Below are 17,966 nucleotides of genomic sequence, written 5' to 3'. Positions count from 1 at the left end.
GCCCACGCCGGCGTGGGCCTTGATTAGGGAGGCCGCCCGGACCCGCGACCGTCGGAGGAACTCATTCCGGGGCGATTGCCTTGTCGAACAGGCTGGATAACTCCTCGGAGATCGCGCGGACCCCGTCCGGCGAGACGCCCGCTTCCAGCTTCCCGACCTTCTGCGCCAGGGCGAGGATCTCCTTCTTTTCATTGCTATTTATGAGCATGTAATCTTCTTTCGTGACAACGTCCGTGTTGTGCGTGTGGCCGGCCTTGGCGAGTCGCTGGCGGACGGCCTGGATGCGCTTGTCGCCTTCGTTGGCGATGTCGCCGATCGTGGTGGCGGCCGCCTCCAGGTGGGCTTTGCGGTTCGGGCCGGGCTCGGCGGCCGCCCTCAGATGGCCCTGGGCGGCGGCCTGGTAACCGAGCAGGATGCTCCTGACCAGCTCGTCCTCGGTGGCCTCGATCGCAATGATCGCCGTCGCCAGATTTTCATAGGTGGCTGCGGCGGATTTGTCCATCGTGTCGGCCTTGGTGTTGCCGTCGGCCTGTTGCGAGTTCGCCTGGCGCCAGGCGAGGCTCGATCCGACGAGCGCCAGGGACAGGATCAGCGTCTTCGCGGCGGAAGCCTTCATGGTACAAGATCCTCGGGAAAGGGAATCGGGAAGGAACACACGCTCGACTGCGCGAGTCATCGAGATTGGGGCAGTCCGTCGGCCGTCGAGGCGGGCTGGACCGGCTCGGTCGCTTTCGGCTCTCGTTGGGGGGCCGCATTACGCGTCGTGGAGGAGTCGGTCTCCGCGCCGCGTTGGAGCAGCAGGATCAAGGATTGCTCCAGCTCGGCCGGTTTGAACCCGAACGGGCCTCGGCCGCTCTTGTAGGCCACCTTCCCTTGCTGGTCGATCAGGTAAAGACGGCTCGGCATCCCGCTGTAACGGGCCCCCACGGTGTCGTCGATCGTGTCGACCAGCATCGGGAAGCCGAGCTTGAGCCGGGCCGCGCAGGTCTGGGCCACGCCAACACGCTCCTCATAGGTTCGGGGCTGGGCGAGCGAGACCTCGACCCGGTCGTTGCTCTCCATCCGCCATCCGTCGGTCGGGTGGGCTTCCCGGACGTAGACCATCACGAACGTCGCCCGATCCTGGTAGAGGCGGAAGAGTTTCTCGACGTTCCCGGCCTGGCTCCGGAACGGTCCGCAGGTGAAGTTGCCGAAGACCAGGACCACAGGTTTGGGCCCGACGAGCTTCGAGAGCGTGACCTCTTCGGTCCCGTCGATCGTCTTGAGGGTGAAGTCGGGGGCGGGTTCGTTGAGCGAAGGGCCGGGCTGGAGCGAGCCGATCTCCTGACGGAAGAGGCCCCGGACCAGCGTATCCTTGCTCGGTCCGCTCGGGGCATTCGGGTCGGCCGGCGGGCGAGGCGGCATCCGGAACGCTTCCTGGAGGTCGGAGAGCGAGAGGAAACCCTGGCCTCCGCCATCGATCTTCCGGAAGAACGCCTCAAACTCCTCCTTGGTCACCTTGCCGTTGCCGTCCCGGTCGGCTCGCATGAAGAGCATCGATCCGGGAGAGGGCGTCAGGGCGTGGGCCGAGAAATCGAAGTCGGCCTCGGTCAGCGCGAAATCTCGATCGCGGTCCAGCCGGGCGAAATCCTGGTCGCTCCCAGGGAACTCCTTCCGATCGATCTGCCCGTCCTTGTTGGGATCGAGCCGTTCTCGGGTCGATTTCCAGTCGAAACGCGTCTGCGCGACCGCCCGACGGAACCAGCCGTCGTTCGGGCCAAGCTGGCTACCCTGGAGGATGTCGGTCAACATGTCCAGCCACTCGGGGCGGTCGGGGAACGACTCGGCCAGGGCGCGAGCCACCGCCTCCTTGCTCGCTTCGGAGCCTCCTGGATCCTGGGCCGGCGCAGGGGCTCCGATCGAAAATGTCGCACCCATCACCAGGGCGATCATCGGGCCTCGCACGAACAAATTTGGCTTAAATTGAATTCTCATGAGTCGTCGGGCCCTTCGGGGATGGTATCGGGATGAAAGGATGACTCCCCCTCATGGGGAGTGAGTAGCGCTCGGGGATTGGGCATCATTTCGGAGCGGCCGGGCCGGATCCGGCGTTTTCATGACTTTTGGATTTCGGGGGTTGGAAGACGTTTTCTCGCTCCAGGGGGAGCTGGAACGCGTCGGCGACGCGAGTCATGTAATGACAACGGCAGGCCCACCAGATCACGTCCAGCGAACGCTCGGGGCCGAAGTGAGAAACCAGGGCCCTCCGGTCCTCGTCGCCGATGTCCCAAGGTGCCCTTGAGAGCTTGCGGGCGAAGAAGAAGGCGGCGCGATCCCAGGGGGGTAAGGTTGACCAATCACCCGAGGCCAGGAGCCGGGTGCGTGCTTCCAACGCTGACTTGTCGAGGCCCGCGACCGCGAGCAGCATTTCGCAGTGCCCCATTCAGTAGAAGCAATGGATGGTCCGGGTCACAACCCAGAAGAGACTTTCTTCGAAGACTCGATCCTGTTTCGCCTCCTCGCCGAAGTTCCGGGTGCAAGTCGACCACGCCGCGGCAAGTTCCGGCTGATAACCCATGCAGACGAGGCTCCACTGGATCCGGATCGGTGCCTTGGGCTTCGGGGCGTCCGGCGGGATCTTCGCCAGGACTTCCTCGAAAGCGGGTACACGAATTCTGCCGTCGTTGGACCTTTGCAAGTCGAGGTTCGTCTGGAGGATCTCGAAGCCGAGCTTGATCCATTCGGGATCGTCCACCATTGTCGGGACGGGCGGCCCATTGAGTTCCTCGGGATGGGACCGAGGCGGGACGTGGGGAGCCGGAGGTTCCCGCGAGAAGTGGACCTCGACCGGGGCCAGGGGGCCGCCGTCCTCCAGGGGGATGCCGAGTGTGAGCAACAGCCGGTCCTGAAAGTTGGCCGCGGCCAGGAGGAGGACCATGGCGACGAGCTTCTCGTCGCCGTAGTGCCGACGCAGGGCGAGGACCTCCTCATCGGTCACCGCTCCGGCGTCGAGCGTCATCCGACTGGCAAAGCGGAGCGCGGCCCGGTCCTCGGGGGGCCAGCGGTCGGGGCCCCCCTTCAGGGCCGCGATCCGCGATTCATCGACGCCGGAGCGACGGAGGTCGGCCTCTGCGGTGGCTCGGGCGTATTCGCAACGGTTGGCGTCGGCTGCCACCCAGCGCATCTCGCCCCGGAGGACCGGCCCGATGCCGTTCCGGGTCCGATGAAGCCAGTCGAGTTCGAGCATCGCCGCCGTTGTGCGCGGGAGGTTCCGGGCGGTCAGGAGTGCCCAGTTCGGCAACCTCTGGCCTCCACCGACGGTTGTCGTAGGTAGGGCCTTCCAACATTCCTCAATACTCAAGGGTTGGCCTAGTCCATGGTCCACAGCCCGTGTCTCAGGGGGGGTGGCCAGGAGTCCGACCCCGATCAGTAGCGGGGCAAGCAATCGTCTCGAGATCAGCATGGAGATCCCCTCGGAAGAGGGCTCGACGCCGCGACCTCCGCCGGGCCTCGGACCCGGCGACGGGTTGCGACGCGGCCTGGTCGGTTCAGAACAAGGAGCGGAAAACGGTGAGAATGGGGTCCGTGCCGACCTTGTAGACGACCTGTTCGCGGCTCTCCTTGCCGTCTCGATTGGCCAGCCAGAGTGTCACGGTGAAGGCCCTCTCGGCGCCCGAGGGCTTGCCCTCGCCTTCGACCTCGAACCTCTTCAGCATGGCTCCGCTTCCCCATTTCGGGTCGGAGATGACGATCGCCGGACTCGCCTCCTTCATCCTCTCGACGGTCTCTCCTTTCTTCCACGACTCCAGGGCCGAGTCAAGGGTTTGTCTGGCCCGGTCCTGGTCGGCGACCGCCGGTGCCGAGCCCTCCGAGCAACCGAACAGGCCGAACATGGCCAATGCGATGACGACGAGCCGTCGGTTCGCCGCACTTGTTTTTGTAATCATGTCGAGGTCCTCTCGCCTTTCTTCGTAGGTCCCGGTTCGCTCAGAACTGGTCCGCGGAGAGGACCTCTCCCCCATTCATCGAGCCCATGGCACGCCAGGTCGCTCGGTCGATGCTGTCCTTGACGAAACGCACCGAGCCATCGGCGAGCCCGACGTTGACCCCTCCGGGGTGGAGGCTGGAGGCGGTCATCACGAGGCGGGCCGGGTACATGTAGCAGGACTTCCGGTTGGGGGGCGCGACATGCTTGTAGATCGAGACGTGCAGGAAGCCGTCGAGCCAGGGAGCGCCGCTGCCCGATTCCCCGGTCGATGTCACATCGGTGTTGCTCACCGACTCGCAATTCTGGAAGGCTTCCTCGGGGAGCGTCGGCCAGGTCGGGGAGACGAACACGTCGCGACGGGCCGTGGGGAGCCCCTGATTGAAGTCGCCGAAGAGTCGCTCCGAGGTCATCCCCGTGTTGCTGGTGCCGTCGGTGATCTCGGCGAGGCGTTTCGAAACCTCGGCGAAGAACGGCCCGTTCGGGGCAGGCATCGCGGTGTTGACCGAGCCGGTGTCGGTCGGGCCGTAGGAGTAGAGGATGCTCGATCCCTCGCTGAATCGGTAATTCGTGCCCCCCCACTCGGCGGGCGTGGCCTGCGAGTCGGACGGGCAAAGATACGACGCTACCCGGGTTTGCATCGCGGTCGCATTGCCGGCCTGGAGCGGGATCGGCAGATCGAAGTTGATCGATGAAAATATGGGAGATTGCTCCAGGAATGGGAGGATCATCGCGAACCCGGAGTAGTTGTATCGCGAGGACGCCGTATAGGGCCGGGCCGGGCGGGTACCTCGCCCGATCGGGAAGACGCCGTGGGTATCGAGGTAGTTGTGAATCCCGAGGCCGATCTGCTTCAGGTTATTGACGCACTGCGAGCGTCGGGCCGCCTCGCGCGCCGCCTGGACCGCGGGCAAGAGCAGTGCGATCAGGACGGCGATGATCGCGATCACCACCAGCAGCTCAATCAGCGTGAAACCTCTTCGTTGCCGGTTCATGGATCACTCCCGGAGGGATTGGAGTTGCTGAAGTCCGAAATGTTGATATGAAACAAGGGCAAAGGCCGAGTCCGTGTCCGAGTCGGTCGCTCGGGTGGCGCGCGTCGGAAGGACGCGCGGGCCACCAGGACGATCCGCCTCAAGGCTTCCGGGTCGGCTCCTTGGCCTCTGGCGCTGGTCGATTGGCGTAGAAGTCCTGGAAAACATTCTCGCGTTCCAGGGGAAGCTGGAAACCGTCGGAGACTCGCGTCATGTAGAGTCCGCGGCAGAGCCACCAGAAAGTAGCCATCGCTCGCTCAGGGCCGAGGTCGCTTTCAAGCCCCTTGTAGTCGGCCTCGGTGAGTTCCCAGGGCGTCTTGGTCAGCTTCCGAGCATAGGCATAGGCCCGCTGTTCGGCCGGCGGGAAGGCCGACCAGTCGTCGCTGGCCAGTCGCCGGGTCCGTTCGGCAATCGCGTCCTTGTCGAGTCCGGCCACTTCCAGGAGCATCTCGCAATGCCCCATGCAATAGTTGCAGCGAATGGCGCGGGTCTGGATCCAGAAGAGACTCTCTTCGAAGACCCGGTCGGGTTTGGTCTCGACCCACATCGTCCGCGTCGAGACGCTCCAGGGGACCGCCAGTTCGGGGACGTACCCGGAGCAGACGAGGTTCCATACGATCCGGGTTGGCCTCGCGGCGATCGCCGGCGGAAGGCCTTTCTTCACCTCGTCCCAGGACGGGATCGGAAGCCTCGGGGTCCGGTCTCGCTGCCCCTCGAGTCGGGATTGAAGGGCTTCGTAGGAGAGGTCCGACCACTCGGGGTCGCGGTCCACGACCGTCCGCCCCGAGGTGAGCAGCCCCGGCGGTTCGGCTTGATCCGGGAGGATCGGAATCGACTGGAATGCTCCCGCGACGAACTTCACATCCAGCGGCGCGAGCGGCCCGCCGGGCTCGATCGGGAGTTGTAGACCCAGGACGATCCGGTCCTGGAAATTGCCGTAGGCCCCGAGGAGGACCATCGACGCAACGCCCTTGTCGCCGAATCGCTCGCGGAGCCTGGCGAACAGTGGGTCGGGGATCGTCGGGGCGTCTACCGTGTGGAGCCGGGCGAATTCGAGCGGCTCGCGATCGGCCTCGGGCCAGTCGGCCGGGTCACCGGTCAGGACCTGGACGGTCGCCTCGTCGGCCCCGGCCCGCCTGAGGTCGGCGAGGGCATACGCCTGGGAGTAATCGCACCGGTTGGCCCGGGCGATCACCCATCGCATCTTGGCACGGAGGGATGGGTCGAGCGGACTCCTGGTCCTCTGGGCCAGGTCGAGCTCGAGCATCGCCGCGGCAGTCCGTGGCATCCGGCCGGCCACCGCCCTGGCCCAGCTCGGCAGGGGCTGGCCACCGCCTGCCACCGTCTCCGGCATGCGCTTCCAGCAGTCATCATCGTTCAGGAGCGCGACGGGACCACCAACTTTCTGAATCTCACCACCTGCGGACCTGGCCGGAGGTTTGGTGTTGTAGAAGTCATAGAAGACGTTTTCACGCTCCAGCCGGAGCTGGAAGCCGTTGGAGATCCGCGTCATGTAGTGATATCGGCTAGTGTTCAGCATCACGATCAAGGCACGATCGGCCCCGAAGTCACTCGCGAGGCGATTCCGGTCCTCGTCCGAGATCGACCACGGCGCGACGGCCAGTTTCCGGGCGAAGGCGTAGGCATGTTGCTCGGCCGGGGGAAAGCTCGACCAGTCATCGCCGGCCAGCAGGCGGCTCCGCCGGGCGATCTCGTCCCGGGTCAGCCCGGAGACCTCCCAGTTCATCTCGCAGTGCCCCATGCAATACGGGCATTTCACGGCCTTGGTCGTCACCCAGAACAGGCCCTGGGCGAAGATGCGGTCATACTTCGGGGCGGCCTCGGCCCCGGCGGTCCTCATGAAGATCTCGAACGGAACGGCCAGCTCGGGGGCGTAGCCGAAGACGATCCGATACCAGATGATCTCACTCCCGCGATTCATCAGGCCGGGAGGCAGGTTGCGGGTGACCTCGTCCCAGGCCGGGATCCTCAGGCGGGTGGGCTTTTGTCGCTGGGCCTCGAGTCGGGCCTGGAGCTTCTCGAACGATGCCGCGGCCCATTCGGGGTCGTCAGTGACCTGGTCTCGACCGGTGGGTTCGGGCAAGGGTGACTTGCTTAGGGGCGGTGGCGGGACCGTCCGAGTCGTGTACGAGGCCGGGTCGAAGGCAACGTCGAGCGGTGCCAATGGCCCATCGGGTTCGATCGGGGCATCGAGGCAGAGGAGCAGCCGATCCTGGAAGTTGGCGTAGGCCATGAGAAGTACCATCGATGCGGCCTGATTCTCGCCATGATCTCGGACGATCGCGGCGAACTCCTCGTCGGTCACCGAGTCGGAATCGAGGGTCATCTTCCGGGCGAATTCCAGGGCCCGTCGATCGGCCTCGGACCAGCCGGGTTGGCCCTCGATCGCGAGGGCTTTGAGCTTCTCGTCGGCGAGGCCAGCTCGCCGCGCGTCGGCCTCCGCATAGGACTCGGCATAGTTACATCGGTTGGCGTGGGCGGCGACCCAGCGCATCGAGGCACGCAGCTTGGGATCGACCGGGCTCCTGGTCCTCTGGGCCAGGTCGAGCTCGAGCAGGGCCGCCGTGCTCTTCGGCAGATCGGCGGCGATCATCCGGGCCCAGGATGGCAGCGGCTGGCCACCCCCTCGGGTCGGCGCCGGGAGTCGTCGCCAGGCCGCTTCGTCGGGCAGGAGTTCGGCAATCCCGTCGCCTCCGGGACGCGGCGTGACCCTCGCGACGGCCGGGAGGCAGACCGCCCCGAGGAGCAGCCCCAGCAGGGTCAATTGAGCGTATTGCGACATTATGGAATCCTGTGTTGTTCGCGCGGTTGTGTGATGGAATTCCGGGTCGTCAGAGGAAGTCACGGAAGACGGTGAGCGATGGGCTGGTCCCCACGACGTAGGAGACGCTCTTGGTGATCTCCTTGCCCTGGGGCGTCCGGAGCTTCAGCTTCACGGGAATCCGGAGATTCGCGTCGTCGTCCTGGCCCTCGCTCGTGACCTCGTAGTCCAGGAGTTCGTGCCCGCCCATCCAGTCGAAGTCCTGGGCCACGATCGGCGGAGAGGCCTCTCGGAGGGCGCCGATCTTGTCCCCCTTCTTCCAGCTCTCCAGCGTGGTCTTCAACGCCTCGCGGGCACGGGACGGGTCGACGGGCGGAGCACCGCCCGAGCCGCCACAGCCCGCGAGGAGAGCGGATGTGAGGATGAATAGCGTGAGCATCTTCGATCGACGGGCAGCCCGCTCGAAGGGACGAGGGATGAGGGTCGTCTGAGGGCTCCGATCAGAGGGAGTCGGCACTGATAACCTCCCAGCCGCCGATGGTCCCCAGGGCTCGCCAGGGGGTCAGGTTGATGGAGTTCTTGATGAACCGGACCGAGCCATCGCCCATCAGGAGGTTGACCCCGCCCGGGTGACGGCTGCTGGGTGGCATCGACGCGCGGAGGGCGGTGAAGAAGCCGCAAGAGCGGGAGTTCGGCGGCGTGACGTGCTGGAAGACGTGCTGACCGTTGACCCAGGGAGCCCCCATGAACAGCGGGAACTGGCTGGCCAGGTCATTGATGTTCACGGCCTGGCATTGGGCGACCGCGTCGTTCAGCGTCGTGGGCGTGGCGGGCGAGAAGAAGACGTCGCTCTGGGGGCTGACGATGGCGTTGCTCCCGTCGGCCATCACGCGTTCGCTGAAAAAGCCCGTGTTCGAGAGGCCATCGGTGATCGCGGCGAATCGGGTCGAGCTGTTGCCGAAGAACGTGCCGTTGGGGCCGGGCAGATTGGCATTCGGCCCGGTGGCGGATTGCCAGACGATCCAGCTCCCCATGTCGGCCATGTAGTTGGTCTGCGAACCCCGGGCACGGATCGGGTTGGCCAGGTCCGACGGGCAGATGAAGGTGCTGACGTCGGCCATCAGGACCGTGCTGTTGGATGCGTCGGAGTAGGCGAGCGAATAGTTCAGCGCGTTGGACAGCGGCGATTGCTCCAGCTGAGGGAGCATCATGCTGAGCGCCGAGAATTTCGTGACGTTGTAGTCGAGATAGGCGCCAGGAAGCGTGCCGAGTTGGTCGTGGTAGTTGTGGATCGCGATCCCGATCTGCTTCAGGTTATTGACGCACTGCGAGCGTCGGGCGGCCTCGCGGGCCGCCTGGACCGCCGGCAGGAGCAGCGCGATCAAAACGGCGATGATCGCGATCACCACCAGCAGCTCGATCAGCGTGAAACCCGGGCGACGATGATGCATGAGACGAACCTCCCGATGCGGGATTTAGGACGTATGAAAATGAAAAACGTGATGCGTTTTTGTGTTGTAATTGGTCGGGATTTCGGCCGATGGCGCGCGGAGGCCCGCCAATGTCGTCGACGATCCGATCTCGCGACCCCGCGAGGGGTGGCCCGCAAGACTCCTCAGTTCGCCGGCATGCGGCCAGTCCGGGCGCATCTCGGCGATCCAGGCGAGGCGATGCCACCTGACGGGACGAGTTCAACCTGGTCGTGGGCACCAAATGTCGATGGGCAGAGGTCGCGACTTCGGCCCGGTTTTCGCCCGGCTCATGCCGGTGGACCTGGGGCGAGATCGATCACGCCCGTCGACGCGATGCTCGTCGACGCGAGGATTGGGGGCCGTTCGAATCGGGTCGGTTCAAGGGGAGGGGAGGAGGGACCGCGAGGGTCGAGGGGGATGGAAGATGGGAGCGGGTGAATCGATCGGTCGGTCTTCGACTAGGTCGAAGCGACCCTCCTGGGGATCAGGCTCGGTGACCCGTGTCGTCACCACGAGGATTGCCCAGGATCCGACGCGGTAGACCTCGATCGGCGCCGGTGAGAGCGGCACTGTCGGTCGTCCCGAGCACATCTCCCCGGTACAGGGCTTCGGCCGATCGGGGATCTCGGCGACCTCGAAGGAGGACGTCAATCCGCCGAGGTTGGGGGCCTCGGAGCCGATCGAGAGCGAGATGGTCGGTAGATAGTGGGATGAACATTCGGAACGGGCCGCCTGGGGAGCGACGACGATCCAGGCCAGGAGCGTCAGGAACGCACCGGCGAAGGTTGTCGTCGATCGACCAGGAGGTGCGGAGTTCATCACGCCACCAGATCGAGGCACTCGCGAGAGGGTCGCGAGTATAGAAGGAACAACAAGTTTAATGATCGTGAGTTCGACCGATTGGATTGGACTTGATTCAAAAGCTACTCGAAAGCGCCGGGGCGAGCAAGGGCCTGGAACCTCGCCTTCGCTGATTTTGGGCTTCTCCCTCCAACGGGCATCGCCGTCGATCGTTGCCGGGATCGGCGGCCCTCCGGATCGGGACGGTCCTGGGGTGTGTCTCGGCGAGCTCGATCGATCCTCCAGTACCTGCGGGCCGGCCCTCCACGATCCGGGCCGGGGCTCGCGGCAGGGCAAGCTCGCTCGATAGGATTGGAATCGGGATCAGGTCTCAAGCTCATCCAATCATCGCGAGGTCTCATGCTCCCGCCGATCCGCTACCCATTGCCGAGCCTGGTGGCCCTGGTCCTCGTCGGCCTGCTCGTCTGGAAGGGGGCCGAGTGGTCGAGCGATTGGCGGGCCGAAATGGCGGTTCGGGCTCGACGGGTTCTCGAAGGGCCGCCGGTCCCCAGTTCGCCCCGGCCTCGGGTGGTCGCCGGGCCGATCATCCGTCGGGCGCTCTTGCTCCGCGACGAGACGCCCGTGACAGGTCGACCGAACGGCCCGACCTCCGAGACGATCGACCGTCGGATGTTCGTGGATGTCTACGACACCTGGCCCGAGCCCGGCCCGCCCACTCATGTTCGAATCGGGAACCGGAGGCCGATCGGCTGGGTTTCGATCGCCGATGTCCTGCCCTGGGATACCAGGCTGGTCGTTCGCGCCCCGGGAGGACGGCTGTCGATCGGGGAATCTCCCGAGGGGCCGACGCGATCGGTCACGGTGGGAGACGGTTCATTGCCGGTCCTGGCCATGGAGGGGCAAGCTGTCCAGGTGGCGGTCTGGGAGCCGGGCCAACCCTGGTCGGCGGTCGCGAGAAGCGGGTGGGTCCGGTTGGATGACCTGCCGGCCGGCTCGTGGGGCGTCTGGATCAGTCAGTTCGAGCTACCGATCCTGCTCCGACTGGCCTTCGACCGCCAGGCGGACCCGTCACTCATTCGGCTCCGGACGGTCCTGGGCCGACTGGCCGACGCTATTCCCTTGACCATCGAGGATCTCGACGCCGCGAAGCCTGCCCTGCCGGCCCTTCTCTTCGATCGAGAGTCGAATCTCCCCAACACGGCCGCTCGGCTGGCCCAGGCCAATCTCGATGCCGAGAGTGAGGCCAGCTGGTCTGGCCTCCGGTTCCGGTTTCTACCGCTGAGCGACCTTCCCTGAACGATCTTCAGCGATCCGAGGAGGTCGGCGTCGTCTTTGAGGCCGATTCGGGGCGGTTGAAAACCAGGACATCGGTCCAGCAGCCCTCGCCACCCTTTTCGAACACCTTGGGCCGATCGTCGTTGAAGCCGCCGCTCCGGATAATTAACTTCTCCCCATCAAGCCGGTAGATGGCGTGCAAAGTCGGGACCTCGGTTCCATCCGCGGTCGAGAATTTGACCCAGTCGAGGGAGCGGGGACTGGCCGACTCGTCGAGCTCCAACTGACCGTTAGCCTTGACCTTGGGGCCAATCTTCGGCGTGATCGTCGCCGAGACCTCCGACCCCTTGACCTCCAGCGACACCACGAACTCCTTTCGGCGTCCGACCGAAGCTTCCCATTGACCCTGGAGTCGGTTCAGGTCGCCCACCTCGTCGGGAGCCGCGCCTGAACCCAGGACCGCGACCGCCGCGACCAACGCCATCAATTCACGACGCATGAGAACCTCCCGGTGTTCCCCCTCAAAAACCGACCCTGTTCCGGGTCTGCTTTCTGTCCTTAGTTTATCGGCTCAAATCGTAATCGATCGCTGGGAAATTTCATTGTCGATCGGCAATGTCGGGATTTGATTGATTGCCCGAAGGGGTGTCGGTTGCCGAGAGTGTTGGCCCCGCGATCCGTCGCGAGGCCCGATCCGATCCGACCGGTTTACTTCACGTCGATCAGTTCGATATCGAAGATCAACGCGTCGTTCGGCTTGATGGGGCCACCCGGCCGCGGGTTGGCACCGTAAGCGAGGTCCGAGGGGATGAAGACCTGATACTTCGCGCCGACCTTCATCTTCTGAAGGATCTCTGTCCAACCCTTGATGACGCCGCTGACGGGGAACTCGGCGGGCTCGCCCCGCTTGATCGAGCTGTCGAAGATGGTCCCGTCGATCAGGGTCCCTTCGTAGTGGGCGACCACGGTGTCATCAAGCTTGGGGCTTTTGCCGGTCCCTTCCTTGATCACCTTGTACTGGAGCCCGCTGGGCAGGGTCTGGACGCCAGGCTTGGCCTTGTTGGCCGCGAGGAACGCCTGGCCTTCCTTGAGGCTCTTCTCGGCAATCCCCGACGCGGCCGCGGCGGCCTTGGCCTGCATCTGCTGACCGAAGGCCTGCATGACCTCTTCCATCTGCGCATCGGTCAGGGCGGCCTTGTCGGCCAGGCCATCCCTGAGGCCCTTCAGCAGAAGCTCGGGGTCGAGGGCGATCCCCTGCTTCTTCATCTGCTTGCCCATATTCAGCCCGATGGCGTAGGCGGCCTTCTGGTCGACGGTCTTCAACTCCGACTCGCCCTTGGCCGCCGGGTCTTGCGCCCAGGCCATCGTCGAGCCGATCAACAATCCAATTCCCAGGGTGGCGAGCGTCGCGATCTTCATCGGATGTCCTTGCGTTAAGCCAATCCTCCTGCCGCGGACGACCGCCGGCTGTAGCAAATATTCTACACAAATCGAATGCCCAGCCTAGACCCGGCCGGGCCGGGCCCTGGTTGCCATTCGCACGACGTTAAATGCTTGAATGCATTTCCTCCTGTTCCGGTCCGATTGATCCCTTGTTAAATTTGGACTCGGTCCGATTTTTGCCGTAAGATGGAGATGTTGGGGAAATCGGGAAGAGCCAGGACCAGAATCGGATGCTCCTCGCCGGACTCCGCCAAGGGAATGGAAACCGTCACATCGCGCGTCATGAGAAAGGGCTTCCAGGACACATTCGGGTAACGTGCCATGAAAAAGGTTCGTCGGAACCGTCAGCACGCCAAGTTCGCCCGTCTTCGTCGCCATCTGGAGATCAGCGCCGATCTTCTGAGGCCCCGCCGGATCAGGACGCGAGCGGCTCGATACGCCGCGGCCCTGGCCGAACAACTCGGCCTGATCGACCGCCCTCATTGTTGTTCCTGGTGTCGTCGCCGCCAACGACTGGAGCGGCATCACTGGGATTATGACGAACCCTTGAACGTGACGTTCCTCTGCGGCGACTGTCACGAAATCGCCGATACGATGAATTCGCGAGCAGTGACTGCCTAGCGGACTGGCAGGGCCCGTGGGGGAATGACCACCGCGGGCCGATCTTCATCCAGCGTTGGGGGAATCTCTGCGATCGGGTACGACACGTGGAAGGTGGTCCCGTGTCCCGGGACCGACTGCCATCGGAGGTCGCCCCCCACCTGTTCGACGATCCGGGCGGCCCTCGGTAATCCGAGGCCAAGCCCACGTCCCGCCTGTCGACCGCAATAGAACGGGTCGAGGAGGTGCATGCCTTCGGTGGCGCCGATCCCGTGTCCGGTGTCGTGGACCGACCACCGGAGGGTCTTGCCGTCGGAGCCGGCGACGAACCGCACCGATCCTCCGACCGGAGTGGCCTCCAGCGCGTTCCGGACGAGGATATCGGCGATCTGTCGGAGGGGGTCGGGATCGGCCCAGACCTTCGAGCCGGGCTCTCGGGCCTCGGAGACGATCCGGACGCCTCGGGCCTCGGCCTCGGTCTGGAGGTCCCGGAGGCAGTTTCGGACGATTTCTTCGGGAATGCAGGGACGAGGCCGAGGCTCGGGCGGCCGTGCCACATACATCAGGTCGCGGAGGATCCGGTGGGCTCGCTGGGCCTGGGTGATGATCGCCCGGAGCGAACGAATCGCCTCGGGGTCGTCCTCTCGGGACATCAGGAGCTGGGCCCGGCCCAGGACGACGGCCAGGGGGTTATTCAGCTCATGACCCGCACCGGCGGCGAACTCGGCCAGGGCGTCTAGCTTCGCTTTCCGGCGAGCCGGCCCCTCGCGGTCGAGCCTTCCCCGATGGGCGGAAACCAGTTCGTCGATTCGAGATCGAAGGCGAGCCCGCTCGTCGATCGCCCTGGCCCAGGCATCCCAGGCTTCGAGGGTCGGCGGGGGTTCGATTCCGTTCGAGGTTCGACCGAGATGGATCGTCGCGGAGGGACGTTGAGGGTCGCCCAGCGTCAGGATGACCGGGTTCGGGGGGCTTTCGGTCGAGGTCGGTTCGCTCGATCCGGTGCCCGACCAGTCCACTCGCGCGGAGGCCACGCCCGGCTCGCCGCAAAGGGCGAGGCCGGCCCGCTCGGCCCAGGTCTCGGGGTTCTCGGTCGGGGAGGACTCGGCGACCGCCCGGACGAACCGATCGTTTGAGGCGTGCTCAACCTGGAGACGGGCGACGGTTCGGCGGAGCCGGGCATTGTCGCGGGTCAGCCGTTCCTCGCGGGCCGTGGCGTCGGGGTCGACGAAGTTTCCCCCGCATCGCGACTGAACCTCGGCGGTGAGGATCTTGACCCTCGGGTCGCCGGGCCCGTGTTCGCGCGAGTCCTCCGCCCCGGGAGCCCAGGGGGTCCGACGGGCCAGGGCGAACGCCTTCTGGATCAGGGCGAGCCGTGTGGGCTCGTTCGAGCAGGCGCCCAGGTCGCCTTCCAGGTCGGCGTGGAGCCAGGCGGCGTCGACGACCAGGGGCTCGCAGCCCCAGGCTTCGGCAAGGTCCCGCCCCAGGTTCGAGGCCTCGGTTTCCAGCCAGCGGAACTCCAGGGCCCGACGATCGACGGGATCCGACGTGGCGAACCACTCCGCCAGCCGGTCGGGCACGACGGCGGCCAGCGCCCAGAGCCCCAGCCCGTGGAGCAGGCCCGCACGGGCGAAGGCATCCGGGTCATCGAGGCTCGCCTCGCGGGCGAGTCGTCGGGCGGCGAAGGCCACGGCGGTCGAGAATTTCCAGAGTCGTCCCAGGGCTTCGCCGGAGGGATCGGAGGCGGCCGAGGTCGGCCACCATCGGTGCTCCGCCAGCGCGATCAACGGGTCGACGGGCCGGTTGCTCGATCGGGCGCGGACCAGGGCCCAGGCGGGATCGGTCTCGATCACCGAGGGGAGGCGCGACCCATCGAGAGTCCGATCCGGGGCGGTATCGTCGTCATCGGCCCGGGCGAGGACGAGCCTCGCCGATGCGGGGCGCATCGGGAGCCCCTCCAGCCGAGCGAGGGTCCGGCGGAGGCCCCGGGGTCCGAGATCGAGGACGGGTGTGGCTGGCACCGAGCCGGGCTCCTTCCCGTCGGCGGCGATCCGGATCGCGGATAAGTTCAACCGGTCGGGCCGGTCTCTATATCCAACAGTCGGCAGACGCGGCGTATCAGTTCATCGATGTCGAGGGGCTTGTTCAGAAAATCGTCGGCGCCGGAGGTCCGGAGTTCGGCGATCTTGTCCTCCTCGATCATCCCGGAGATGCAGATGATCTTGATGTCGGCCATCGTCGGGTCGGCACGAATCAGCTCGCAGACCGCCTGCCCGTTGATGTCCGGCAGCATCACATCGAGGATGATCAAGTCGGGATGATACTCCTTGGCGAGCATCCCGGCGCCGAAGCCGTTGTTGACGTACTTGGTCTCGAACCTGGCATCACCGGCCAGGACGTCGAGGATTAGGTCGACGACCGCCTGGTCGTCGTCAACAATCAGGATCCGCCGCCGCCCGCTCTCGAGCGCGTCGGTCGGGATACCATTTTCCTTCATGAAGCGATAGAGCGCCTCACGGGGTATCCGGCGAAATCGCGAACCGGGGACGCGGAACCCCTTGAGCTGCCCCGAGTCGAAGCAGCGAATGATCGTCTGCTGACTCACCTTGCAGATCTTGGCGGCCTCGCCGGTAGTGAACACTGTCTTCATGGTCGGGTACGCCCCATCCCGTCGTGCGAGCGTCTGGGCATCGCGACGCTCTTCCAAGCTTTCCGGCAAGTCCCGATCCATGGGGGAAACTTCTCGCCGGACGCCCATCTCGAACGCGGTTTGATTCGCGTGGTAAAACCGGTCGGATGACACGGTCCCCACGATCTATGCTGGTAGCGTCACGCTGGTACATTGACCATAACTGGTAAACTCGGTGAAAGCTATCAGGTTTACCAGAATTGCCAACAGTGCCAATTATAGGATACCTACCTATCCTGTCAACCCGAATGCCTACCCTGTTGAACCGCCCAGAATACGGTCCCTTCGAGACCCGTTCAAAAGGCCCAAGGTGCCAATTCGATCGGCCTTATGTCTCTTCGATGACTCGCGGTTGTAAATATTGCAAGAAGAAAATAAAGTCGGGTCGAGCGAAGCGACGTCCCACAAACCATCAAATGACGTGGTTTGGGGCTCACTTCGCTCGACCCGCGAAAGCGGCTCGAGATGGGTTAGGGACGCTTGGCCCTACGCGATTACTCCTTCGACCGGCGTTCCCTTGCCGTCCTTGGTGACGTAGAAGGGGCGTTCCTCGGTCACGATCCCGTACTTTGGGGAGGTCCCCAGGAGGTGGTGAATCGTGGCGTGGAGATCCGGCACGGTGACGGGGTCCTTGATGGTGGTGCAGGGCATCTCGTCGGCCGTCTCGCCGTAGGTGAAGCCCTTCTTGACCCCTCCGCCGAACAGGAGGACCGACCCCGCCCCGGTGAAATGTCGGTGGTGGCCGAAGTTGACCAGGCTGGTGATCGTGTCGGGCTGGACCACCTGGTCGGGGACTCGCTTCTCGGCCTTCCCTTCGATCAGGACCGATCGGCTGAACTCGCTGGCCAGGACGATGAGGGTCCGGTCGAGCATCCCGCGTTCCTCCAGGTCGAGCACCAGTCGGGCGATCGGGGCGTCGATCTGGCGCTTCATGTCGCGGAGCCGGGTGTGGCCGTTGTCGTGGGTGTCCCAGTTGAAGAAGGGGATGTACTCGGTCGTGACCTCGACGTATCGGGCGCCGGATTCGACCAGCCGGCGGGCCAGGAGGCAGCCGAGGCCGAACCGGCCGGTGTTGTAGGTATCGTGGCTGGCCTTGGGCTCGCGCGACAGGTCGAAGGCCTGGGCGGCCTCGGAGTTGAGGAGCCGGTCGGCATTGTCGAGTGACCGGACCAGCGACTCTCGCTGGTAGTCGGACCCTTCACGGACCTTGGGGCTGGACATCAGGAGTTTTTCGTAAGTCTTGCGCCGGGCCCGGAATCGGGCGAGGGTCATCCCGGCGGGGGGGCGGACGGAAGCGACGGCGTCGACCGGATCGGGGATCCGGAAGGGGCCGAACTCGGAGCCGAGGACGCCGCCGGTTTGGAAGGCCCGAAGCTCTTCGGACTCGCCGTTGCCGTCGTAGCGCTGGCCGATATCGATGTAGGCGGGCATCGCGGGGTTTCTGGGACCCAGGGCATGCGCGATCCAGGCGCCGAGGTGGGGCGCGGCGACGTTGACTGGGGGCTCGTAGCCGGTGTGCCAGTGGTACTGGTGCCGGGAATGGAGGATCGAGCCGAGGTCGGCCGCGACGTGGGTCCGGATCAGGGTCCCCCGGTCCATCACCTTGCCGATCGATTCGAGCCCCTCGCTGAACCGAATCCCGTCGACGACGGTCGGGGCCGAGGGGAAGGTGCTGCAGACGTCGGCGGCCTTCATCCCCGACTCATAGGGGGTGTGACGTTTGGGGTCGAACGTCTCGGTGTGGGCCATCCCGCCGCCCATCCAGAGGACGATCACGGAATCGGCCTTGGCCCGGGATCGGGCTCGATCGATGTCGTCGGCCTGGAGGAGTCGGGGGGCCGCGCCGGCCATCGACCCGAGGGTCGCCGCTCCGGCGGTCTTCAGGAAGTCGCGTCGGTTCGGGGTCATG

Annotated in this window: 17 protein-coding genes; 2 read left to right on the top strand and 15 right to left on the bottom strand. The window is 65.2% G+C overall.

Annotated features, from left to right (window positions below; all coding sequences use genetic code 11):
* Positions 1-61 precede the first annotated feature (61 nt).
* The 10 genes from P12x_RS10975 to P12x_RS10930 all read right to left on the bottom strand — a co-directional run bounded on the left by P12x_RS10975 (position 62) and on the right by P12x_RS10930 (position 10,071).
* The gene (locus P12x_RS10975) at positions 62-616 is read right to left on the bottom strand and encodes a hypothetical protein (RefSeq protein WP_435010905.1); all 555 of its coding nucleotides are present in this window, start codon (positions 614-616) and stop codon (positions 62-64) included.
* A gap of 56 nt (positions 617-672) precedes the next feature.
* Positions 673-1,932, bottom strand: a complete 1,260-nt coding sequence (locus P12x_RS10970; RefSeq protein ID WP_435010904.1) for a deiodinase family protein — start codon at positions 1,930-1,932, stop codon at positions 673-675.
* Between the two features lie 127 nt (positions 1,933-2,059).
* On the bottom strand, positions 2,060-2,407 hold the full coding sequence (locus P12x_RS10965) for a hypothetical protein (RefSeq protein WP_435010903.1): 348 nt from the start codon (positions 2,405-2,407) through the stop codon (positions 2,060-2,062).
* 15 nt (positions 2,408-2,422) lie between these two features.
* Positions 2,423-3,280, bottom strand: a complete 858-nt coding sequence (locus P12x_RS10960) for a carboxymuconolactone decarboxylase family protein (protein ID WP_435010902.1) — start codon at positions 3,278-3,280, stop codon at positions 2,423-2,425.
* Positions 3,281-3,527: 247 nt separating this feature from the next.
* Positions 3,528-3,926 carry a hypothetical protein gene (locus P12x_RS10955; protein ID WP_435010901.1) on the bottom strand — a complete coding sequence of 133 codons (399 nt, stop codon included), beginning with the start codon at positions 3,924-3,926 and terminating at the stop codon, positions 3,528-3,530.
* Between the two features lie 40 nt (positions 3,927-3,966).
* Positions 3,967-4,959, bottom strand: coding sequence for a DUF1559 domain-containing protein (locus P12x_RS10950; protein WP_435010900.1), 993 nt, complete (start codon positions 4,957-4,959; stop codon positions 3,967-3,969).
* A gap of 139 nt (positions 4,960-5,098) precedes the next feature.
* Positions 5,099-7,801: a carboxymuconolactone decarboxylase family protein gene (locus P12x_RS10945; protein WP_435010899.1), complete on the bottom strand. Its 2,703-nt coding sequence runs from the start codon at positions 7,799-7,801 to the stop codon at positions 5,099-5,101.
* Positions 7,802-7,850: 49 nt separating this feature from the next.
* Positions 7,851-8,297, bottom strand: a complete 447-nt coding sequence (locus P12x_RS10940) for a hypothetical protein (RefSeq protein WP_435010898.1) — start codon at positions 8,295-8,297, stop codon at positions 7,851-7,853.
* Positions 8,281-9,231, bottom strand: coding sequence for a DUF1559 domain-containing protein (locus P12x_RS10935; protein WP_435010897.1), 951 nt, complete (start codon positions 9,229-9,231; stop codon positions 8,281-8,283). Before P12x_RS10935 ends, P12x_RS10940 begins: the two co-directional genes overlap by 17 nt.
* A 399-nt stretch (positions 9,232-9,630) precedes the next feature.
* A complete protein-coding gene (locus P12x_RS10930; protein WP_435010896.1) occupies positions 9,631-10,071 on the bottom strand; it encodes a hypothetical protein in 441 nt (146 codons plus the stop codon).
* A gap of 381 nt (positions 10,072-10,452) precedes the next feature.
* On the opposite strand from P12x_RS10930, the gene P12x_RS10925 reads away from it, so the two are divergent.
* Positions 10,453-11,349, top strand: coding sequence for a hypothetical protein (locus P12x_RS10925; RefSeq protein WP_435010895.1), 897 nt, complete (start codon positions 10,453-10,455; stop codon positions 11,347-11,349).
* A 7-nt stretch (positions 11,350-11,356) separates the two neighbouring features.
* Here P12x_RS10925 and P12x_RS10920 read toward each other — a convergent pair whose 3' ends face one another.
* The gene (locus P12x_RS10920) at positions 11,357-11,827 is read right to left on the bottom strand and encodes a TIGR03067 domain-containing protein (RefSeq protein WP_435010894.1); all 471 of its coding nucleotides are present in this window, start codon (positions 11,825-11,827) and stop codon (positions 11,357-11,359) included.
* 209 nt (positions 11,828-12,036) lie between these two features.
* Positions 12,037-12,747: an FKBP-type peptidyl-prolyl cis-trans isomerase N-terminal domain-containing protein gene (locus P12x_RS10915; RefSeq protein ID WP_435010893.1), complete on the bottom strand. Its 711-nt coding sequence runs from the start codon at positions 12,745-12,747 to the stop codon at positions 12,037-12,039.
* Between the two features lie 345 nt (positions 12,748-13,092).
* Between P12x_RS10915 and P12x_RS10910 the strand changes: the two genes are divergently transcribed.
* Positions 13,093-13,392, top strand: a complete 300-nt coding sequence (locus tag P12x_RS10910) for a hypothetical protein (RefSeq protein ID WP_435010892.1) — start codon at positions 13,093-13,095, stop codon at positions 13,390-13,392.
* On the opposite strand, the gene P12x_RS10905 is transcribed toward P12x_RS10910, so the two are convergent.
* From P12x_RS10905 to P12x_RS10895, 3 genes are all read right to left on the bottom strand, one after another.
* A complete protein-coding gene (locus P12x_RS10905; protein WP_435010891.1) occupies positions 13,389-15,389 on the bottom strand; it encodes an ATP-binding protein in 2,001 nt (666 codons plus the stop codon). The two genes, P12x_RS10910 and P12x_RS10905, sit on opposite strands and share 4 nt — an antisense overlap.
* Before the next feature lie 47 nt (positions 15,390-15,436).
* On the bottom strand, positions 15,437-16,018 hold the full coding sequence (locus tag P12x_RS10900) for a response regulator (protein ID WP_435011662.1): 582 nt from the start codon (positions 16,016-16,018) through the stop codon (positions 15,437-15,439).
* A 525-nt stretch (positions 16,019-16,543) separates the two neighbouring features.
* Entirely contained in the window at positions 16,544-17,965 is a 1,422-nt protein-coding gene (locus P12x_RS10895) for a DUF1501 domain-containing protein (protein ID WP_435010890.1), read from the bottom strand.
* Position 17,966: the final 1 nt, after the last annotated feature.

Origin of the sequence: Tundrisphaera lichenicola, from assembly GCF_051175385.1 — a bacterium.
GTDB lineage: Bacteria > Planctomycetota > Planctomycetia > Isosphaerales > Isosphaeraceae > Tundrisphaera > Tundrisphaera lichenicola.
The sequence above is the reverse complement of the archived record's forward strand: the minus strand, read 5'-3'. Positions and strand labels throughout refer to the sequence as shown.

What these genes read in the sequence shown, in the direction of transcription:
- P12x_RS10895 (WP_435010890.1), bottom strand. Translation starts at nt 17,965, where the DNA reads ATGACCCCGAACCGACGCGACTTCCTGAAGACCGCCGGAGCGGCGACC.
- P12x_RS10910 (WP_435010892.1), top strand. Translation starts at nt 13,093, where the DNA reads ATGAAAAAGGTTCGTCGGAACCGTCAGCACGCCAAGTTCGCCCGTCTT.
- P12x_RS10925 (WP_435010895.1), top strand. Translation starts at nt 10,453, where the DNA reads ATGCTCCCGCCGATCCGCTACCCATTGCCGAGCCTGGTGGCCCTGGTC.
- P12x_RS10950 (WP_435010900.1), bottom strand. Translation starts at nt 4,959, where the DNA reads ATGAACCGGCAACGAAGAGGTTTCACGCTGATTGAGCTGCTGGTGGTG.
- P12x_RS10900 (WP_435011662.1), bottom strand. Translation starts at nt 16,018, where the DNA reads ATGAAGACAGTGTTCACTACCGGCGAGGCCGCCAAGATCTGCAAGGTG.
- P12x_RS10930 (WP_435010896.1), bottom strand. Translation starts at nt 10,071, where the DNA reads ATGAACTCCGCACCTCCTGGTCGATCGACGACAACCTTCGCCGGTGCG.
- P12x_RS10975 (WP_435010905.1), bottom strand. Translation starts at nt 616, where the DNA reads ATGAAGGCTTCCGCCGCGAAGACGCTGATCCTGTCCCTGGCGCTCGTC.
- P12x_RS10920 (WP_435010894.1), bottom strand. Translation starts at nt 11,827, where the DNA reads ATGCGTCGTGAATTGATGGCGTTGGTCGCGGCGGTCGCGGTCCTGGGT.
- P12x_RS10945 (WP_435010899.1), bottom strand. Translation starts at nt 7,801, where the DNA reads ATGTCGCAATACGCTCAATTGACCCTGCTGGGGCTGCTCCTCGGGGCG.
- P12x_RS10955 (WP_435010901.1), bottom strand. Translation starts at nt 3,926, where the DNA reads ATGATTACAAAAACAAGTGCGGCGAACCGACGGCTCGTCGTCATCGCA.
- P12x_RS10915 (WP_435010893.1), bottom strand. Translation starts at nt 12,747, where the DNA reads ATGAAGATCGCGACGCTCGCCACCCTGGGAATTGGATTGTTGATCGGC.
- P12x_RS10935 (WP_435010897.1), bottom strand. Translation starts at nt 9,231, where the DNA reads ATGCATCATCGTCGCCCGGGTTTCACGCTGATCGAGCTGCTGGTGGTG.
- P12x_RS10965 (WP_435010903.1), bottom strand. Translation starts at nt 2,407, where the DNA reads ATGCTGCTCGCGGTCGCGGGCCTCGACAAGTCAGCGTTGGAAGCACGC.
- P12x_RS10970 (WP_435010904.1), bottom strand. Translation starts at nt 1,932, where the DNA reads ATGATCGCCCTGGTGATGGGTGCGACATTTTCGATCGGAGCCCCTGCG.